15 protein-coding genes are annotated in these 14,882 nt (G+C 64.0%); 8 read left to right on the forward strand and 7 right to left on the reverse strand.

From position 1 onward, the window contains the following. Positions 1-316 precede the first annotated feature (316 nt). On the reverse strand, positions 317-1,453 hold the full coding sequence (locus AC1DY9_RS13320) for an anhydro-N-acetylmuramic acid kinase (RefSeq protein ID WP_477666777.1): 1,137 nt from the start codon (positions 1,451-1,453) through the stop codon (positions 317-319). A gap of 198 nt (positions 1,454-1,651) precedes the next feature. After that, positions 1,652-3,016 carry a peptidoglycan DD-metalloendopeptidase family protein gene (locus AC1DY9_RS13325; protein WP_477666778.1) on the reverse strand — a complete coding sequence of 455 codons (1,365 nt, stop codon included), beginning with the start codon at positions 3,014-3,016 and terminating at the stop codon, positions 1,652-1,654. 225 nt (positions 3,017-3,241) lie between these two features. Between AC1DY9_RS13325 and tyrS the strand changes: the two genes are divergently transcribed. Beyond that, complete coding sequence (gene tyrS, locus AC1DY9_RS13330; RefSeq protein WP_457282918.1) at positions 3,242-4,474, forward strand: tyrosine--tRNA ligase; 1,233 nt, start codon at positions 3,242-3,244, stop codon at positions 4,472-4,474. 120 nt (positions 4,475-4,594) lie between these two features. Here the strand turns inward: tyrS and AC1DY9_RS13335 are convergent, their stop codons facing one another. Then, positions 4,595-5,206, reverse strand: coding sequence for an OmpA family protein (locus tag AC1DY9_RS13335; protein ID WP_477666779.1), 612 nt, complete (start codon positions 5,204-5,206; stop codon positions 4,595-4,597). Continuing rightward, complete coding sequence (locus AC1DY9_RS13340) at positions 5,203-5,760, reverse strand: FecR family protein (RefSeq protein ID WP_457282916.1); 558 nt, start codon at positions 5,758-5,760, stop codon at positions 5,203-5,205. Before AC1DY9_RS13340 ends, AC1DY9_RS13335 begins: the two co-directional genes overlap by 4 nt. Positions 5,761-5,881: 121 nt before the next feature. Here AC1DY9_RS13340 and AC1DY9_RS13345 point away from each other — a divergent pair, with 121 nt between their 5' ends. The 3 genes from AC1DY9_RS13345 (at position 5,882) to dtd (ending at position 8,080) form a co-directional block, all read left to right on the forward strand. Further along, a complete protein-coding gene (locus tag AC1DY9_RS13345; protein WP_477666780.1) occupies positions 5,882-6,796 on the forward strand; it encodes a cation diffusion facilitator family transporter in 915 nt (304 codons plus the stop codon). A gap of 76 nt (positions 6,797-6,872) precedes the next feature. Then, positions 6,873-7,631: a substrate-binding domain-containing protein gene (locus tag AC1DY9_RS13350; RefSeq protein WP_457282914.1), complete on the forward strand. Its 759-nt coding sequence runs from the start codon at positions 6,873-6,875 to the stop codon at positions 7,629-7,631. Then, the gene (gene dtd, locus AC1DY9_RS13355) at positions 7,631-8,080 is read left to right on the forward strand and encodes a D-aminoacyl-tRNA deacylase (RefSeq protein WP_477666781.1); all 450 of its coding nucleotides are present in this window, start codon (positions 7,631-7,633) and stop codon (positions 8,078-8,080) included. The genes AC1DY9_RS13350 and dtd overlap by 1 nt, the downstream gene beginning before the upstream one ends. A 68-nt stretch (positions 8,081-8,148) precedes the next feature. Here the strand turns inward: dtd and ybeY are convergent, their stop codons facing one another. Both ybeY and AC1DY9_RS13365 read right to left on the reverse strand, forming a co-directional pair. Beyond that, positions 8,149-8,604, reverse strand: a complete 456-nt coding sequence (ybeY, locus tag AC1DY9_RS13360; RefSeq protein ID WP_477666782.1) for an rRNA maturation RNase YbeY — start codon at positions 8,602-8,604, stop codon at positions 8,149-8,151. Beyond that, positions 8,594-9,610, reverse strand: a complete 1,017-nt coding sequence (locus AC1DY9_RS13365) for a PhoH family protein (RefSeq protein WP_457282911.1) — start codon at positions 9,608-9,610, stop codon at positions 8,594-8,596. Before AC1DY9_RS13365 ends, ybeY begins: the two co-directional genes overlap by 11 nt. 93 nt (positions 9,611-9,703) lie before the next feature. Between AC1DY9_RS13365 and ruvA the strand changes: the two genes are divergently transcribed. The 4 genes from ruvA (at position 9,704) to AC1DY9_RS13385 (ending at position 13,650) form a co-directional block, all read left to right on the forward strand. After that, the gene (ruvA, locus tag AC1DY9_RS13370) at positions 9,704-10,276 is read left to right on the forward strand and encodes a Holliday junction branch migration protein RuvA (protein ID WP_457282910.1); all 573 of its coding nucleotides are present in this window, start codon (positions 9,704-9,706) and stop codon (positions 10,274-10,276) included. A 15-nt stretch (positions 10,277-10,291) separates the two neighbouring features. After that, entirely contained in the window at positions 10,292-11,359 is a 1,068-nt protein-coding gene (gene ruvB, locus AC1DY9_RS13375) for a Holliday junction branch migration DNA helicase RuvB (protein WP_457282909.1), read from the forward strand. A gap of 54 nt (positions 11,360-11,413) precedes the next feature. Next, positions 11,414-13,153, forward strand: coding sequence for a rhomboid family intramembrane serine protease (locus AC1DY9_RS13380; protein WP_477666783.1), 1,740 nt, complete (start codon positions 11,414-11,416; stop codon positions 13,151-13,153). Between the two features lie 116 nt (positions 13,154-13,269). Further along, the gene (locus AC1DY9_RS13385) at positions 13,270-13,650 is read left to right on the forward strand and encodes an energy transducer TonB family protein (protein WP_457306587.1); all 381 of its coding nucleotides are present in this window, start codon (positions 13,270-13,272) and stop codon (positions 13,648-13,650) included. 25 nt (positions 13,651-13,675) lie between these two features. Here AC1DY9_RS13385 and AC1DY9_RS13390 read toward each other — a convergent pair whose 3' ends face one another. After that, positions 13,676-14,863: a DSD1 family PLP-dependent enzyme gene (locus tag AC1DY9_RS13390; RefSeq protein WP_457282906.1), complete on the reverse strand. Its 1,188-nt coding sequence runs from the start codon at positions 14,861-14,863 to the stop codon at positions 13,676-13,678. Positions 14,864-14,882: the final 19 nt, after the last annotated feature.

A 14,882-nucleotide genomic window follows, 5' to 3' on the forward strand; every position in this document is an offset into this window, starting at 1 on the left:
GGATTCCTGTCTTCGGCTGTTGGGTATTCCTTCTCCCCATCCCTTCTGTCTGCGCCGAGGAGCGCAGGGCCAGGCGGATCAGGGATCGCGATTGTCTGAGCGAAGCGAGTTCGAGCGAGACCCCGCCTGGACCGAGCACCGCAGGTTGCCCGTAGCGAAGCGGAGGGACGCAGACAGCAGGGTCGCCTTTTCTTTTGCTTACTTTTCTTTTGGCGACCCAAAAGAAAAGTGAGTAGCCGCCGGGCTACCCCCGGCCATCTACCCTTAGACGAGAACATCCAACCCGGAGCAAGAACCGACCACTATCCTGCCCAGCCTAAGCAGGATAGACCGCCCCCAGCACCCGCAACCCCTTCGCCCCCGTCACGCTTGGCAAATTACCGGGCCTGCGCAACACCGCCTGCTGTGCCAGCCACGCAAAGGCCGCCGCCTCCACCTGCAAAGGTGGCAAACCATGCTGGCCGGAAGTCTCAACCTTTAGCTGCGGCAACCCGGCCTGCAGGCGCCCAAGAAGATGGGTATTGAACGCGCCGCCGCCGCAGACGATCAGCAGGCTGCTGGCTTTTCCATGGCTGTTGACGTCCGCCGCGCAGGCGCTGGCCGTGAATTCAGCGAGGGTGTTCTGGACATCTTGCGGCCGCGCCGCAGAAAAGGGCGCGAGTTTGCCGGCCAGCCAGGTCATGCTGAAAAGATCGCGGCCGGTGCTTTTGGGAATCGGTTGCGCAAAGTATGGTTCGTCCAGCAGGCTGGCCAGCAGGTCCGGCAACAGCTTGCCCGTGGCCGCCCAGGCGCCGCCGGCGTCATAAGGCTGACCGGTGTGTTGCAGGCACCATGCATCCATCAGGGCGTTGCCCGGTCCGCAGTCAAAACCCAGCACGGGTGACGACGCGCCAGGCGGCAGCACGCTGAGGTTGGAAATGCCACCCAAATTCAGCACCGACACCGTGGCGTCGGCATGGCCGAAAACGCCCTGATGAAATGCCGGCACCAGAGGTGCGCCCTGGCCACCGGCCGCCACATCGCGGCTGCGAAGATCAGCCACCACATCGATGCCCGTGAGCTCTGCCAGCAAAGCCGGATTGTTGAGCTGGAGCGTGTAGCCTGCGCCCGCCGGGTCGGGGGATGTTCTGTGCGGCTGGTGCCGCACGGTTTGGCCATGCGCGCCAATGGCGCGAACCTGCGAGGCGACGATCCCCTGTGCAGCAGCCTGGACAAGCAGCGCAGCGACGACTTTGGCATACGCCGCCGCGATGTGATTGGCAGCAACGGCGGCCCGGTGCAGTTCGTTGTCCGTGGGCGAATTCAGCGCCAGCAGCTCCGCGCGAAACACCCCATCAAAGGATTCCGTCGCCGCGGCAAGGACGCGCAGCTTTCCACCGGAAAGATCGACCAGCACACCATCGGCACCGTCGAGCGAAGTGCCTGACATCAGGCCAATGTAGTAATCGGACATTTGCCTATTCTGCCGCAAGGCTCCCATCTAGCGGAGCTGCAGACACGGCAACCTTCAAGAGGCAGGAGCTACACGCAGTGGGCAAAGGATTCCGGTTTTTGCCAGCCGGGGCCGCGGGACTGGCTTTGCCAGGCCGCACGCGCAGCGGCCCCCTCGGGGGGCAGGGAGCTACACGAAGTGAGCGACCGTGGGGGTCACTTACTCAGCGCGGGTCTGGGTGATGGTCGAGGCTGCCAGAAGCTGAGTCTTCACGCCCGCTGAGAGCTCCCTGAATGCCGGCATGGCAGCCGTAGACACGGGAATGGTCTCGCTCTGCTTGGCGATCGTCATCGGGTCCTGCTGGGTACCGTTGACGCGGAACTCGAAATGCAGGTGTGGGCCGGTGGCCCAGCCGGTGGAGCCGACGAGACCGATGGTCTGGCCCTGGCTGACGTTCTGGCCGCGCTGCACCATGATTTTGCTCAGGTGGGCATAAACAGTTTCATGGCCGTTGCGGTGGCGAACGAACACCACGTTGCCATACCCGTTTTGGACACCCGAGAACTCCACCACGCCATCGCCGACGGTACGTGCAGGTGTTCCCGTAGCCGCTGCGAAGTCGGTGCCCAGGTGGGCGCGCCATTTTTGCAGGATGGGGTGAAAGCGCATTGAAAAGCCGCTGCTGATGCGCGAGAACTCGACGGGCGAGCTCAGGTAGGCGCGGCGCAGGCTCCGGCCGTCGAGCGTGTAATAGCCGCCCCTGTTGGCAGCGCCCGTGGCGTCCACGCCCGGAGGCTGGAACCACATGGCCTGGTAGGCCTTGCCGGCGTTGACAAACTCGGCCGACAGCACGCGACCGGTGCGCAGCGGCTCGCCGTCGGCTTCCAGGCTTTCATAGACCACGTTGAAGCGGTCGCCCTTGCGCAGTGCGCGGCGAAAATCAATGTCACTGGAGAAAATTTCGGCGATCTGCACCGCCACGCCGTCGGGGATGCGGGCGTCGTCGGTGGCGGCGAACAGCGAGGTCTGGATGCTGCCGCTGGACAGGCGCGCAGTAGCCGCGTACGGGGCGGTTTCAATGCGCGAGCTGAAACCGGCGGCGCCGCGCTCGACCACCAGGCGCTTGAACATCGTTTCGTCGTCAGTGGGCCAACGCATGCTGAGCTTGAGCAGTTGCTGGCTGTCGCTGGCTTCGGCGGTTACGTTCTTTCCGGCACGGCCCGACAGCAGCAGGCGCGCATTGGCGTCGCTGCGCAAAAAGGCGGCTGCGGCGCTGTCGTCGATGTTCAGGCGCTTGAGCAGGGTGTCGGCGGTATCGCTGCTGCGGGTGCTTTCCGTGCGGAACAGCTTGAAACGGAAATCGGTGAGGGAATCGGTCTGTATCTGCGTGGGCAAAGGCTCGACCGCTTCGAGTATCTGGCGGACCGGCAGGTTGGCCGCATCGGGTGCCAGGGGCGCAACGCCGAATGCGGTGACACCTGTGCCCAGCAGCAGCGCTGCAAGGCTGGCGGTGACCCGTTTGGGATGGCGACGGAGGCTGTCGGCGATCGGCAGCAGTATCTGGGAGGGAGATGGCAGTGGCAAAGCAGTATTCCCAACAAAAGTGCATCGGGCGCTGCGCGAGCACCGGACTGCTGTATAAAAGGTGGAGAGCTTTGGCGGCCAGCCCTGGATGCAGGGGTGGGGCCGGAGCCATCCGGTTATGAGTTTCCTGATCAGCAAATTGCAGGCCAACTAAAATGGCTCCGCCGCTGCAGGAGAGCCGCCAGTATATCTGTCGGACAATTCCCCGACATGTGAAAAACCCTTATGAATCAAGAGCTTGTTACAAAATTCCCCGTCACCGACCGCGTCAGGGAGGCCCTGGCTGTGTCCCTGCGCGGCTGCGATGAGCTGATCCCGGAAAACGATTGGATACAAAAACTGGCCAAATCGGAGGCCACGGGCGTCCCGCTGCGCATCAAACTGGGGCTGGACCCGACGGCGCCTGACATTCATGTCGGACATACCGTGGTGCTGAACAAAATGCGTCAGCTCCAGGATCTGGGCCATACAGTCATTTTTCTTATAGGCGACTTCACCAGCCTGATCGGCGACCCGTCCGGGCGCAACACCACACGACCCCCGCTCACGCCCGAGCAGATCAAGGTCAACGCCGAAACCTACCGCGCCCAGGCCGACAAGATCCTGGACCCCGCCAAAACCGAGCTGCGCTACAACAGCGAATGGAGCGAACCGCTGGGCGCCACCGGCATGATCAAGCTGGCTTCGCATTACACCGTGGCCCGCATGATGGAGCGCAACGACTTCAACGACCGCTTCAAGGCCGGCACCCCTATTAGCGTGCACGAGTTTTTGTACCCGCTGATGCAGGGCTACGACTCGGTCGCGCTCAGGAGCGACCTGGAACTCGGCGGCACCGACCAGAAGTTCAACCTGCTGATGGGCCGGCACCTGCAGCAGGAATACGGCCAGGAGCCGCAGTGCATTTTGACCATGCCGCTGCTCGAAGGCCTGGACGGCATCGAGAAGATGTCCAAGAGCAAGAACAACTACATCGGCATCAGCGAAGACGCCAACACCATGTTCGCCAAGGTGCTGTCGATCTCCGATGTGCTGATGTGGAAGTGGTACACGCTGCTGTCGTTCAAAAGTGAAGCCGACATCGCCGCACTGAAGGCCGAAGTGGACGGCGGACGCAACCCCAAGGACGCCAAGGTCGCGCTGGCCAAGGAAATCACGGCACGCTTTCACTCGGCTGCAGCAGCCGACACCGCCGAGCAGGACTTCATCAACCGCAGCAAGGGCGGCGTGCCGGACGAGATTCCCGAGGTGTCGCTGTCCGGTTCGCCGATGGGGATAGGCGCGCTTCTCAAGGCGGCTGGCCTCGCGCCCTCGGGCAGCGAAGCCACGCGCCTGATTGAAGGCGGCGGCGTGCGGATTGACTCCAGCGTGGTGAGCGACAAGGCGCTCAAGCTGAACAGCGGAACGTATGTGGTGCAGGTGGGCAAACGCAAGTTTGCCCGGGTCACGCTGGCCTGAACTGCGGCACGGGGCGCTTTCCGCAGACTCGGGGCGGCGACCGAGCGCTACAGTTTTAATAGCTGCTTGCGCTTACCCCTATTGGTCTACAGGCATTTAGCCTGAACACCAGTCATCTTGTTACCGAACCTCGATGGCCACGCGCCGGTTGCGCGGCTCTTCCACCTCATCGGCGGTAGGCACGGCCAGGTCGCGTTCACCCCGGCCCGCCGCTTCGATGCGCTCCGCCGGAAACTGGCGGTCAATCAATATCTGGCGCACCTGCTGCGCCCGCTGGGCCGACAGCACGTCGTTGCTGGCCCCGGCGCCCACAGTGTCGGTATGGCCGGTGATCACGATGTCGCCGCCACTTCGGGCCAGCGCATCGACGAGCACGTCTTCCATGATTTTCTGCGACTCGGCCGTCAGCACCGTGCCGCCCGCATCAAAGTACACGGTGTAACGCTTGCCCCTGGGCGGCGCCATGTCATACAGCGCAGCGTTATCGGCGCGAACCTTGGCCGGATCAGCCTGGTCCACCCTGGGGGCACCCGTTGAACCCCGCGCTGCCGTGGCACGCTGGAAAGGCACGGACAGCACAGCTTCGCCGCCTGCGCCTTCCCTGGCGCGCACCACCACGGCAGACGGCGTTCCGTCTTCCTGCGGCAGCAGCACAACACGGGTGCCGGTGGAACAAGCCGCCAGCAGCGTGCTCAGGAGAATGGCGGAGAGAAGGGGGAAATGGATTCTCATGGCTGTGGGTCCGCCTGCACGATGAAGTCGGTGCCGCGAATGCCGATGAAAGCGGTCTTGGTCTCGATGCGCACAGTCTCGGGGTGGGCCTTGCCCACCAGGCCACTCATCATGCGCAGCGAACCCTGCAGCAGGGAGAGCAGCAGGCCGCCCTCTTGTGTGGTGGCATCAAAGCTGAAACCCTTGATGTCCAGCTGCGAAGCCGGACCCACCACCACCGTGGTGCCGTCGCGCAGGACCAGGCTGGCGGCGGAGTCGGCGCCTGTGACGATGCGGCCGGCGGGCAATACAGGGTCTCCGGCCTTTGCCGGCCGCGCTGCGCCGCCGGCCTCCAGCAGCTTGACGTCACCGCGCAGGGTTTTCAGAAAGCCGGCCTGCCCGGGGGCGAGTGGAGGTGGGGGCAAGGGTACAGAAGCGGTTGGGGCCGATGCCTCGGCTGGCGCGGCTGCCGGCGTGGCCGGAACGGCCGCGGCAGGCTCCGGCTGGGTTTGTGCGGCGGCTTGCACGGCTGCAAGCATCAGTCCGGCCAAGGCTGTCAGGTAGCGATGTTTCATGAAGACCTCTTTGGGCGGATTATCCATTACCTTTGGTTACGATTCGCCGGGCAAGTCTTGCCACCCCGCCACCCTTCTCCGGTTTGTTACCCGGCATGCCCCCATACCTCACAATGCACAGATGAATTTTCCCGCCTGGCAGTCCCTGACGCCGCAACGGCTGCTGCGCGCTTCCGTCGCAGTGGCCGCAGTCACCATCGTCCTCAAGACAGCGGCCTGGTACATCACGGATTCGGTGGGCCTGCTGTCTGACGCCATGGAGTCTTTCGTCAACCTGGCCAGCGCCCTCTTTGGCCTGGCCATGGTCACGATTGCGCAGCGCCCTGCCGACGACGACCACCCTTATGGCCACCACAAGGCCGAGTATTTTTCGTCCGGCTTCGAGGGCGCACTGATCGTCGGTGCGGCTGTGGCCATCATCTGGGCTGCCGCGCACCGCGTGCTGGACCCGCGGCCGCTGCAGCAGCTTGGCTGGGGCCTGGCGTTGTCGGTGGGCAGCTCGGCGCTCAACGGCTTGCTGGCCTGGGCGATGTTCCGTGCGGCCCGGCTGCACCGGTCCATCGCGCTTGAGGCCGACGCCAGACACCTGGTGACCGACGTCTGGACCTCTGTTGGTGTGGTGGTCGGCATAGGCGCTGTCATGTTGACCGGCTGGCTTTGGCTGGACGCCGTGGTGGCGATCGGCGTGGCCCTGAATATCCTGTGGGAGGGCGGCCGGCTGGTCTGGCGCTCGTCACAGGGCCTGATGGACGAGGCGGTGGAGCCCGAAGTGCTGGCCGAGATCCAGAAAACGCTCGCAGGCTTCAGCCACCCCACCATCCGCTTTGACCACCTGAGCACGCGCCGCGCCGGCCAGCGGCGCTTTGTCGACCTGCACATGCACATGCCGGCCAGCTGGTCACTGGGCCGCGCGGCGGCCGTGCGCACCAGCGTTGAGCAGGCCCTGATGAGCGCCGTGCCCGGCCTGCGCGCCAGCATCCAGCTGCTGCCCAGCGATGTGGAAGCCCATTTCGACGACGAGGCCGACCTGATCTGACGGCCTGCCGCCCTCTTCCGGCCACCGATAATTTCCCCGACCTTCCGACCTTCTATCCATGAGTCCAGGAGCCTTGATGAAACGAACCCCTCTTACGTTTGCCGCCCGCGTCCTTGCCTGCGCACTGCTCAGCGCCGCCGCGCAGGCGGCGGAGCTCCAGGTGCTGAGCGCCGGTGCCATCGAGCCCGGCCTCAAGGCGGCCGCGGCCGCTTTTGAAAAGCAGACCGGCCACACCGCCAAAATCACCTTCAACACCGCACCCGAGCTGAAAAAGCGCATGGACAGCAATCCGGCGTTTGACGTGGTGATCGCGCCGCCCGCCGTCATTGGCGAATTTGCCGCGGCTAGCAAGCTGGCGGAAACGCGCGCCAACGTCGGCCGTGTCGGCATGGGTGTGGCGGTGCGCGAAGGCGCGCCTGTGCCCGACATCGCCAATGCCGAGGCACTCAAACGCTCGGTGCTGGCCGCCGACTCGCTGGTGTTCAACCGCGCATCCACCGGCTTGTACCTGGAAGGCCTGCTCAAGAAGATGGATGTGTATGCGCAGGTGGAAAGCAAAACCACGCGTTACCCCGACGGCGCCTCGGTGATGGAGCACGTGCTCAAGGGCAAGGGGCGCGAGATCGGCTTCGGTGCGATGACCGAGATTCTTCTGTACAAGGACAAGGGCCTGAAGTTCGTCGGGCCGGTGCCGGCCGAAGTGCAGAACTACACGTCGTACACCGCCGCGCCGCTGGCTTCCGGCAAACAGCAGGATGTGGCCCAGCAGTTCGTCAGTTTCCTTTCCGGCCCCGTCGGCAAGCCGCTGTTTGTGGCTGCTGGTGTGACTGACTGATGAAGGCCGTGCTGCAGCGCGTGGCCGAGGCCAGCGTGGTGATTGCCGGCGAGACCGTCGGCCAGATTGGCGGCGGGCTGCTGGTGCTGGTGTGCGCTGAGCGCGGTGACGCTGAAGCGCAGGCCGACAAGCTGCTGGCCAAGATTCTCAAGCTGCGGATTTTTTCGGACAGCGCGGGGAAGATGAATTTGAGCGTGCAGGACGTCAAAGGCGGCCTGCTTGTGGTGAGCCAGTTCACCTTGGCGGCGGACGCATCGGGCGGCAACCGGCCCAGCTTCACCGGTGCGGCTGCGCCGGACGAAGGTCGCAGGCTCTACGACTACTTCGTGGCCCAGGCCCGCGGCCTGCATCCGCAAGTCGAAACCGGGCAATTCGCAGCCGACATGCAGGTGCACCTGATCAACGACGGGCCGGTGACGATTCCCCTGCAGGTCGTACCGGGCACATGAATTTGCTATTAATTCAATAGCTGCTTGCGCTCGTCCCTATTGGGTTACAGCCAAATAATCCTTGAACCTCAGCGGTAAGGATTTTGGATACCCAGGCCGGCCAGGATCTCGATTTCACGCGCTTCCATGGCTTCGGCATCGGCTTCGCCAGTCTCGTGGTCCCAACCCTGCGCGTGCAGCGTGCCGTGCACCAGCAGATGGGCGTAGTGGGCCTGCAGCGTCTTTTTGTTCTCTTTTGCCTCTTTGGCCACCACCGGTGCGCACAGCACCAGGTCGGCGGTCACCACGGGCTCTTGCGTGTAATCAAAGGTCAGCACGTTGGTGGCGTAGTCGCGCTGGCGGTAGTCGCGGTTCAATGCCCGGCCTTCTTCGGCGTCGACGATGCGCACGGTGATCTCACCGTCGTGCGCCAGCGCGTGGCGAATCCATCGGGCCACGCTGTGGCGCGGAAGGGCGGCGCGGTGGCGGGCGGCGTCCTTCAGGTCGCCAAACTGCAGCGACAGGCTGAGCTGCTTAAGAGCCATTGCGGCTCCGGGCGCTGGCGCGGCGGGCTGGGGCGGCAACGGGTTCCGCGTCGGCTTCGCCGGCGGGCCCGGCGGCGCCCGGCGATTTGTCATACGCATCCACAATGCGCGCAACCAACGGGTGGCGCACCACGTCGGCACTCGTCAGGCGGGTGATCGCAATGCCTTTGACGCGCTTGAGCACGCGCTCCGCGTCTACCAGGCCGCTGAGCTGCGTGCGCGGCAAGTCCACCTGGCTGATATCGCCCGTCACCACAGCCTTGCTGCCAAAGCCGATGCGGGTCAAAAACATCTTCATCTGCTCGGGCGTGGTGTTTTGCGCTTCGTCGAGGATGACGAAGGCGTGGTTCAGCGTGCGGCCGCGCATGAAGGCCAGCGGCGCGATCTCGATCTGCTGGCGCTCAAAGGCCTTTTGCACGCGCTCAAAGCCCATCAGCTCATGCAGCGCGTCATACAGCGGGCGCAGGTAAGGGTCCACCTTCTGGCTCAAGTCACCCGGCAGGAAACCCAGGCGCTCGCCGGCCTCGACCGCCGGGCGGGTCAGCACGATGCGCTGCACCGTGCTGCGCTCCAGCGCATCCACGGCGCAGGCCACGGCCAGATAGGTTTTGCCGGTGCCGGCCGGGCCGATACCGAAAGTGATGTCGTGGGTGGCGATGTTTTCCAGGTAGGTGCCCTGGTTGGTGGTGCGGGCGCGCAGGTCGGCGCGGCGGGTCGACAGCGCCATGGCGCCGTCGGGTGCGATGCTGAGCGCGGTGTCGCCGGCCAGCATCAGCTGCACGGTTTCGGGCTCTATGGGGCGCTGGGCGATTTCGTACAGGGCCTGGAGCACTTCCAGCGCCTGGTTGGCCTTCACCTTGGTGCCGTCGATCTTGAACTGCTCGAAGCGGTGGGCAATCGTGACATCCAGCGCCACTTCGATGGTGCGGATGTGGCTGTCCATGGGTCCGCACAGGTGGCCCATGCGGGTGTTGTTCGGCGGCGTAAAGGTGTGGCGAAGAATCAAGGCGATGGTTTTCCTGAAAAGGAGGCTGATAACGGCCTAAAACACAATTGTCCGCCCAAACAGCCGCCTGCGTCTGACTGATAAGATTTGCCCATGATTGGAAGACTCTCTGGCCAGCTGGCCGAAAAAAATCCCCCGGAAATCCTGGTGGACTGCAACGGCGTCGGCTATGAAGTGCTGGTACCCATGAGCACCTTCTACAACCTGCCCGGCCTGGGCGAAAAAGTCAGCCTGCTGACGCACTTTGTGGTGCGCGAAGACGCACAAATCCTCTACGGTTTCGGCAGCGCCACCGAACGCGCGGCCTTTCGCCAGCTCATCAAGATCTCCGGCGTGGGCCCGCGCACCGCGCTCAGCGTGCTCAGCGGCATGAGTGTTGAAGAGCTTGCCCAAGCCGTCACCCAGCAGGAAGCCGGCCGCATCATCAAGGTGCCCGGCATCGGCAAAAAGACCGCCGAACGCCTGTTACTGGAACTCAAGGGCAAACTGGGCGCCGACATCGGTATCCAGGTCAGCGTCGCCAACGATGCCCAGTCAGACATCCTGCAGGCCTTGGTGGCGCTGGGCTACAGCGACCGCGATGCGGCGCTGGCACTGAAGGCACTGCCCAAGGACATTGGCGTGAGCGACGGCATCAAGCTGGCATTGAAGGCCTTGGCTAAATAGCCGAAGTAGTCCAGCATGACCATTCAGACTGACGACTTCTCTCCGGGTGATTTTCCGCCCACCAAGCGCGTGATGTCGGCCGCGCCGGCCTCACCCGGTGAGGAGGCGATCGAGCGCGCCTTGCGCCCCAAGCTGTTTGACGAGTACGTCGGCCAGACCAAGGTGCGCGACCAGCTGGAAATTTTCATTGGCGCGGCCAAAAAGCGCAGCGAGGCGCTGGACCACGTGCTGCTGTTCGGCCCGCCCGGCCTGGGCAAGACCACGCTGTCCCACATCATTGCGCACGAACTCGGCGTGAACCTGCGGCAAACATCGGGCCCGGTGCTGGAAAAGCCCAAGGACCTGGCCGCACTGCTGACCAACCTTGAAAAGAACGACGTTCTCTTCATCGACGAAATCCACCGCCTGAGCCCGGTGGTCGAAGAAATCCTCTACCCCGCGCTGGAGGACTACCAGATCGACATCATGATCGGCGAAGGCCCGGCGGCACGCAGCATCAAGCTCGATCTGCAGCCCTTCACGCTGGTGGGCGCCACCACGCGCGCCGGCATGCTGACCAACCCGCTGCGCGACCGCTTCGGCATCGTCGCGAGGCTGGAGTTTTATACGCCCGACGAACTCGCGCGCATCGTGCGGCGCAGCGCCAAGCTGCTCAATGCGCCCATGGATGAAGAAGGCGGTTTTGAAATTGCCCGCCGGTCACGCGGCACACCGCGCATCGCCAACCGCCTGCTGCGCCGTGTGCGCGACTATGCCGACGTGAAGGGCACCGGCCACATCTCGCTGGACATCGCCAACAAGGCGCTTGCCATGCTCGACGTGGACCCGCAGGGCTTTGACGTGATGGACAGAAAGCTGCTGGAGGCTGTCATCCACCGCTTCGACGGCGGCCCGGTGGGGCTGGACAACATCGCCGCCAGCATCGGCGAGGAGCGCGACACGATCGAAGACGTGATCGAACCCTATTTGATCCAGCAGGGCTATCTGCAGCGCACGCCGCGCGGGCGCATCGCCACGCTGGCCGCCTACCGCCACCTGGGCGTGGCGCCGCCGCAGCAGGGACAGGACTTTTTCGGCGCGTAACACCTTTGAAAAACAGGCCCGCTCACCGGGGTGGCAAGGGCAGGAGGGGGAATAATGGAATTTCCGGATACCGTTCCGTCGGCAGAGCTGAATGGCGATGTAGCTGCCGGCGCCACTCTCGATGCTTATGTGCGTGAGTTTTCCCCATCGTGGCGCAGCACGACGGGTACCTTGACGATCCTCTTTTTGTTCCTCGCGGCCATTCCGGCCTTGATGCTCGTGTTTGTCCCGTTCACCGGCTTTCCGGGGTGGCGGGTGTTCTCCCTGGGTGGCCTGCTGTGGCTTGCCTGGCTTCTCGGGCGGCAGCTTGTCAGCAAGCGTCCCGCGCTTCGCGTGGGTCCGGAAGGCATCAGCGCCGCCGTATTGAAAAACAGGTGCATCGCGTGGTCCGAGGTTTCCGACATTGAGTCGCAGACTGTGCATGGCAACACGTCGATCATCGTGTCGCTCGCGCCGCACGTGAACGAAAAATGGTGGTGGGGCAGCCGTAAAAAGCGCCTCGGTGTTCCATTGAGCAGCATCAAGACCAAAGACCACACCCAGGCGATAGCGGCTGTGACGCAGGCCTTTGCCGCTTACGGCGGGCGCGGCTTCATGCAGGCCATGGCACAACGAACGGCAGAACTCAAGGCGGCCGAGGACTTTGAGGCCCGGCTCAAACAGCTCACGCCCGTGACGTGGGCGCTTTACCTGGTCGTGTGCCTGAATGTTGCCGTTTGGCTGGCCAATCTGGGTTCCGGATTGAACGCATTGAAGCCCTTGCCGTCGGAGCTTCTGGCCTGGGGCGCCAATTCGGCGGCCTCGGTAGTGGAAGACCGGCAATACTGGCGCCTGCTGACGGCCGCTTTCCTGCATGGCGGTTTTTTGCATCTCGCGCTGAACATGCTGGGCCTGTGGGAGGCCGGCAGGCAACTCAACCGGCTTCACGGCAATTTCCAGTTCCTGCTGATTTATCTGGCCAGCGCACTCACCGGTAGTGCGCTCAGCCTGCACTTTTCCGCACAGCAATCGGTTTCAGTGGGCGCTTCCGGCGCGGTGTTCGGTGTCCTGGGGGCCTTGCTGGTCGCGATGCACCAGCACCGCGGGCAGATACCCGGTCTCACCACCAAGAAGGTGATGACCAGCCAGGGGGTTTTTCTGGCCTATGCCCTTGTCCAGGGTTTCAGCCAGCAGGGCATCGACAACGCCGCTCACGTGGGTGGCCTCGTTGCGGGATGTGTACTGGCCTGGCTGCTGACAGAGAAGATCGCTGATGCGGTCACGCCGGCGCGGCGGCTTTCAACGGCAACCATCGGTGCGCTGGTGTCGGCCATGGCGGTGGCCGCACTGGTAGTCACAACACCCACCCCTTCCGTGCACCATCGGCAGCTGTTTGAATTCCAGGCCGGGTTGACCCGCATTTTGCCCGCGATGCAAGCCGCGGAGAAAGCCTTTCAGGCCGACGTCAAAGCTTTTCGGGAAGGCAAGATGCCGGAGCCTGAATTTGTCCAGGCGATAGAAGCACGGCACCTGCCGGGTTACCAGGCCGTCCAGCGCGCCCTGGCCCCGCTGGACATTCCCGCCAATGACAAAATCGGCGCCGGCATGCGCGACGTCAAGCGCGCCAACAATCTGATGGTGGAACTGATGCAAATCCAGCTGGCCACTGCACGTGCCGTGCAGGGCGATGTCACCGCCGCAGCCGGCCAGGCCCGCGTACGGGTGATCAGCGCGGAGCTCAAGGCCATTGATGCGCGGATTTCCGAGCGTGTGAGTGCCGCCAAGCCCAAATCCAAATCCAAATCCAACCCCTGAGAAAAATAGCCATGTCTCGCCGTTCCCTGATTTCGCCGGGCCTGATGTTTTGTTGGGCAATGGCGGTCGGGGGCTGCGCGGTCCCGGCACCGGGACCGCGCACGCCCAATCCAGCCGTGCCTCTCGCTTCCACGTCCAGCCTGCCGGAATTCCCCGAGCTGTTCCGGCAGATGGGAAAACTCTACGCTGATCATCCGCAGGCGCCACAGATGCAGGACGGCGACGGTATGGGGCAAAAAATTTCCATCGCGCGCGTGCGCAAGCCCGGCGCGCTCGACGCCTTGCAGGCTTACCGTGCGCAGGGCATCCATGGCCGCGTCGTCGTGATCACACTGCTGGACGCCGAGGGCAAGCTGCTCGATGCGCGGGTGCTGTCGTCCACACATGCCGAGCTCAATGGGGTCGTGCTGCAGTCGGCACGCGAAGCGGAGTACCGGGGCGGGCGCATCAATGGCGCGCCCTCGCCGATGTATGCAGTCTACGGCGTGAACTTCTAGGCGCGCTGTTTTACGCGCAGGGGAGTCAGGTCAGCGCGCCGCGGGCGTCGACCTGGTAAATGCGCTGCACCGTACCGTGGCGCAGGCCACCGGCCACGCCGATCATGGCGTCGTGCAAATTCACGGTAGGGTCGCAGTGGCCGGGAATCAGCCACAGCATGCTACCCAGGCCCGGCAGGCGCTTGCTGTCGCCCGCGGGCCGCAAGATACCGTGCTCGTCGCCGCCATTGAAATAGGCCAGCTCGCTTTCGCTGTCAAAGGCATGCACCAGCGGCAGGCCGGAATCAATGGCGTGGCTTTTGTGGCCGGCGTCGCACACCGCATGGCTGCCGTGCGTGCTGATCACCTGGGTTTTGACGAACAGTGCGTGTTCGAACTGCGGCTGCGACGGGTCCCGTTCGTTTTGGGCGTAGTCGGCGTCCATGAACATGAAAGAGCCGGCCTGCAGTTCGCCGTAGACGCCGCTGGCGGCCTCCAGCATCAGGCTACCGGTGCCCGCACCCGTAACCAGGTCTACCGTGATGCCCTGGGCTTCTACCAGTTTGCGCGTCAGGAGCACGGCCTCCACCGCCCTGGCAATGGCGTCGCGCCTTTCCTGGGCGCTGCGCATGTGCTGGGCCTTGCCGTGGTAGGCCTGCAAGCCGGCAAAACGCAGCGCAGGGTGTTTGCGGATTTCCAGCACCAGCGTGACGGCGGCGGCGCCGGGCTCGACACCGCAGCGCCCCTGGCCGACGTCGATTTCCACAAACACGTCGATCACGGTGGCACCCGCATTCTTGTTGTTGATGCGGGCCTCCGTCATGGCCTGCGCCAGACGGATCACACCCTCGGTGCTGTCCACCGCAATAGCAAGGTGGCCGCCTTGGGCCGCGACTTTTTGGGTGAGCGCCGCCACACGGGCCAGCTTGGCCGGGGCGATGACCTCATTGCTGATGTAGACGTTGTACACACCGCCAGCCACCATAATTTCGGCTTCGGACGTTTTTTGCACGCACACGCCAATGGCGCCGGCCCGCATCTGCGCCTTGGCCAGCGCGACGCTTTTGTGCAGCTTGGCATGGGGACGCCAGCGGACATTGTGCTTCTTGGCAAATTCAGCCATGCGCGCAAGGTTGCGCTTCATTGCGTCCAGGTCGATGACCAGGGCGGGCGTGTCGATGTCGTTGACCGGTTTCCCGATCAGTTCGGCCAGGCGGGGCGGCTGTGTGCTCATGAGTGCGTTGATGTTTATT

The organism is Polaromonas sp. P1_F6 (genome assembly GCF_056405695.1).

Coding starts and splice junctions, on each gene's coding strand:
- AC1DY9_RS13345 (WP_477666780.1), top strand. CDS start 5,882: ATGAATTTTCCCGCCTGGCAGTCCCTGACGCCGCAACGGCTGCTGCGC.
- AC1DY9_RS13340 (WP_457282916.1), bottom strand. CDS start 5,760: ATGAAACATCGCTACCTGACAGCCTTGGCCGGACTGATGCTTGCAGCC.
- AC1DY9_RS13335 (WP_477666779.1), bottom strand. CDS start 5,206: ATGAGAATCCATTTCCCCCTTCTCTCCGCCATTCTCCTGAGCACGCTG.
- dtd (WP_477666781.1), top strand. CDS start 7,631: ATGAAGGCCGTGCTGCAGCGCGTGGCCGAGGCCAGCGTGGTGATTGCC.
- AC1DY9_RS13320 (WP_477666777.1), bottom strand. CDS start 1,453: ATGTCCGATTACTACATTGGCCTGATGTCAGGCACTTCGCTCGACGGT.
- AC1DY9_RS13350 (WP_457282914.1), top strand. CDS start 6,873: ATGAAACGAACCCCTCTTACGTTTGCCGCCCGCGTCCTTGCCTGCGCA.
- ruvB (WP_457282909.1), top strand. CDS start 10,292: ATGACCATTCAGACTGACGACTTCTCTCCGGGTGATTTTCCGCCCACC.
- AC1DY9_RS13390 (WP_457282906.1), bottom strand. CDS start 14,863: ATGAGCACACAGCCGCCCCGCCTGGCCGAACTGATCGGGAAACCGGTC.
- tyrS (WP_457282918.1), top strand. CDS start 3,242: ATGAATCAAGAGCTTGTTACAAAATTCCCCGTCACCGACCGCGTCAGG.
- AC1DY9_RS13380 (WP_477666783.1), top strand. CDS start 11,414: ATGGAATTTCCGGATACCGTTCCGTCGGCAGAGCTGAATGGCGATGTA.
- ruvA (WP_457282910.1), top strand. CDS start 9,704: ATGATTGGAAGACTCTCTGGCCAGCTGGCCGAAAAAAATCCCCCGGAA.
- ybeY (WP_477666782.1), bottom strand. CDS start 8,604: ATGGCTCTTAAGCAGCTCAGCCTGTCGCTGCAGTTTGGCGACCTGAAG.